This window comes from Streptomyces sp. NPDC102462 (genome assembly GCF_044765425.1).
GTDB lineage: Bacteria > Actinomycetota > Actinomycetes > Streptomycetales > Streptomycetaceae > Streptomyces.
In genome coordinates this window covers 1-3656 of record NZ_JBIWKB010000137.1, presented here as the reverse complement: position 1 = coordinate 3656, position 3656 = coordinate 1, and the positions used below count along the sequence as shown (strand labels likewise).

Below are 3656 nucleotides of genomic sequence, written 5' to 3'. Positions count from 1 at the left end.
GAGGCCGATGGTGTGCGCACCTGGCGCATCCCGGTCGACTACGCCTCCCACTCCCGGCACGTCGACGAGATCCGTGACCAGGTGCTGGATCTGCTGGCGACGATCAAACCGCAAGCCGGCGACCTGTGCTTCTACTCCACCGTCACCGGGCAGCAGATAGACACCGCTGAACTCGACGCGGATTACTGGTTCCGTAATCTCCGGGGGACCGTCGAGTTCGAGGCCGTCGTCCGGTTGTTGTTGGCGGACGGTTTCGACACGTTCATCGAGTGCAGTGCGCACCCGGTTCTGGCCGCCGGTCTGCAGGAGACCATCGACAGCACGCACACCCCTGCCCGGAGTATCGGGACGCTGCGTCGTCACCACGGCGGCCTGGGTTACTTTCTGCGGTCGGTCGGGGAGGCCTTCACCGAGGGGGCTGTTGACCGCTGGAACCTGGCGGACCAGGGCTTTGGCCGTCATGTCACTCTGCCGACCTATCCCTTCCAGCGGACGCGGTACTGGCTGGCTGCGGACCGTGGGCGTCGGGATGTCGGTGCGGTCGGGCTGACCGCGGCGGGACATCCGCTGCTGGGTGCTGTTGTCGAGGGAGCGGCCAGTACGGTCTTCACCGGCCGGGTGTCGTCGGCCACTCATCCCTGGCTGGCTGATCACCAGGTCGCCGGCACCGTCGTGTTCCCCGGTGCCGCGTTCGTGGAGCTGGCGGTGCATGCCGCCGACCGGGTCGGCTGCGGCAGCATCCGTGAGCTGACCGTGCAGACCCCCCTCGTCCTGCCCGAGCACGGTGCCCTACGGCTGCGGGTGGAGGTGAGCGAGCCCACCACCGAAGACCGTGCGCGTCCGATTCGTATCGACGCACGCCCCGACACGGGTACGGGAGCCTCCTGGACCTGTCACGCCACGGGTGTCCTGGACGTCGATGAGTCTTCCCCGGACTGGGATCTCACCGCCTGGCCCCCTGCCGGGGCGCGGCCGGTTGTCGTCTCCTACGAGGCCCTGGCCAGCCACGGGTACCACTACGGCCACGTGTTCCAGGGGCTGCAGCGGATGTGGCGACACAACGACCACGTCTACGCCGAGGTCGCTCTCCCCACCGACCCGGACACCTACACCATCCACCCCGCCCTCCTCGACGCCACCCTCCACGCCGCGCTGATGGGCCAGGTCCTGCCGGACGACGGCCGGGTGAGACTGCCGTACGCCTGGGAAGGCGTGACATTGCACGCCTCCGGTGCCTCCACGCTGCGGGTGGCGGTGACGACCGCGGGCGACAACGCGATACGGCTCCGCGCGGCGGACGGTGCCGGCCTGCCGGTGGCCGAGGTGGCATCGCTGGCCATGCTTCCGGCCGACCTCACCGACCTCGGCGCTCAGGCCGTGAACCGTGACTCCCTGCTGCGCCTGGCATGGGCACCCGCGCCTTCGGCGGACGCGGTACCGGCCACCGGGCTCTCGCTGCTCGGCGACGACCCGTTCGGCCTGCGCTCGGCGACGACCCGGACCGGCGTCCACTGGCGAGAGTTCACCGAGCTGTCCGCCGTACCCGACGATTCGTCCGATGTGGTCGTGTGCCTCGAAGGGGACGACACGCCGGACCTCCCCGCGGCCGCACGCGCCACGCTGTATCGTGCGCTCGATCTGCTCCGGGCGTGGGCGTCGGACGACCGCTTCGCGGAGGCACGTCTGGTCGTGGTGACCCGACGTGCGGTGATGACCGACCACGGCGACCACGTACCGGACCTCGCCGCCGCGCCGCTGTGGGGGCTGCTCCGCTGCGCGCAGGACGAGAACCCCGGCCGGCTGGTCCTGGTCGACGTCGATGACGATGACCGCTCGCTAGCCGCGCTGCCCTCCGCGCTGGCCGGTGACGCCACCCAGTTCGCGCTGCGCGCGGGACATGTCCTGGTCCCGAGACTGGCGCGGTCGGTGGCCGGGGGCGGGAGCGGCCCGGAGCCGCTGTCACGGTGGGACACCGGCGGCACCGTGCTGATCACCGGCGGTACGGGAACACTCGGCAGGCTGTTCGCCCGCCACCTGGTCACGAAGCACGGGGTGCGGCACCTGCTGCTGGTCTCCCGGCGCGGACCGGCCTCTCCTGGCGCCGCGGACCTGGTCGCCGAGGTGTCCGGGCTGGGCGCCGAGGTGACGGTCGCCGCGTGCGACGTGGCCGACCGGGCCGCGCTCGCCGCACTGCTCGCGAAGATCCCGCCGAACCGGCCGCTCACCGGCGTGGTGCACACCGCAGGGACCCTGGACGACGGACTGATCTCCGGCATGACGCCGGAAAGGCTCGACGCCGTGCTGGCGCCGAAGCTGGACGCGGCGTGGCACCTGCACGACCTGACCCGGGACCTGGGCCTGTCCGCGTTCGTACTGTTCTCCTCGATCATGGGCACGATCGGCAACGCGGGCCAGGGAAACTACGCCGCCGCCAACGTGTTCCTCGACGCGCTCGCCCAGCACCGCCGTGCCAACGGACTGCCGGCGACCTCACTCGCGTGGGGCTTCTGGAACGAGCGCAGCGAACTGACCGGGCACCTGGGGGACGCCGACATCGCTCGGATCCAGCGCACCGGGCTGAAACCGCTGTCGTCGGACGAAGGCGTCGCACTGTTCGACGCGGCCCTCGCCGGTGGTGAGGCCACCGTGACACCGGCCGCGCTCGACCTGGACCGGCTGCGGGCGCGAGCCACGCAGGCGAGCCTGCCGGAAGTGCTGCGTGGGCTGGTCCGGGCGCGGCGCGCGGCGACCGAGGGCTCGGCGACCGGCTCGACGTTCGCCGACCGGCTGGCCGGCCGCCCGGCCGAGGACATCGACCGCGAGCTGCTCGACCTGGTGCGCTCCCACACCGCCACCGTGCTCGGCCATGCCGACGCCGGCTCCGTGCAGCCGACTGCCGCGTTCAGGGAACTCGGCCTCGACTCACTGTCCGCGGTGGAGCTCCGCAAGCGGCTCAACGAAGTCACCGGACTGCGGCTGTCGGCCACCGTGGTGTTCGACCACCCGACCCCGTCCACACTGGCCGCGCTCCTGCGTGAGGAGCTCCTGGGCGGAAGCACCCAGGTCGTCGCGCAGGCGGCCGTGGAGCCCGTGTCGGCAGGGGAGGACGAGCCGGTCGCCATCGTCGGCATGGGCTGCCGGTACCCCGGGGAGGTCCGTTCGCCGGAGGGTTTGTGGGACCTCGTGCTGTCGGGACGGGACGTCCTTGGCGGACTGCCGCGCGACCGCGGCTGGGACCTGGACGACCTCTTCGACACGGACCCGGGACGGACCGGCAAGAGTTACGTCGACAAGGGCTACTTCCTCGACGGAGCGGGGGAGTTCGACGCCGGGTTCTTCGGCATCTCGCCGCGTGAGGCGCTGGCGATGCATCCGCAGCAGCGGCTGCTGCTGGAGACCGCGTGGCAGACGCTGGAGGACGCCGGGATCGAGCCCGGTTCGCTGCGCGGCAGCGACACGGGCGTGTTCGTCGGCGCGATGTACCAGGACTACGGGCCGCCGATGCACGAGGGTTCGGCGGAGGCTGACGGGCTGTTGCTGACCGGTGCCAGTGGGAGTGTGACGTCGGGTCGGCTGGCGTATTTCCTTGGTCTTCAGGGGCCGGCGGTGACGGTGGATACGGCGTGTTCGTCGTCGTTGGTGGCGTTGCATCAGGC

The 3656-nt window shown here is 71.3% G+C and carries 1 protein-coding gene; it reads left to right on the top strand.

The genetic code is table 11. The features are described from left to right. Positions 1-3656 (top strand): type I polyketide synthase (locus ACIRFL_RS43590; protein ID WP_404041264.1); only part of this gene is annotated, 3656 nt, incomplete at both ends.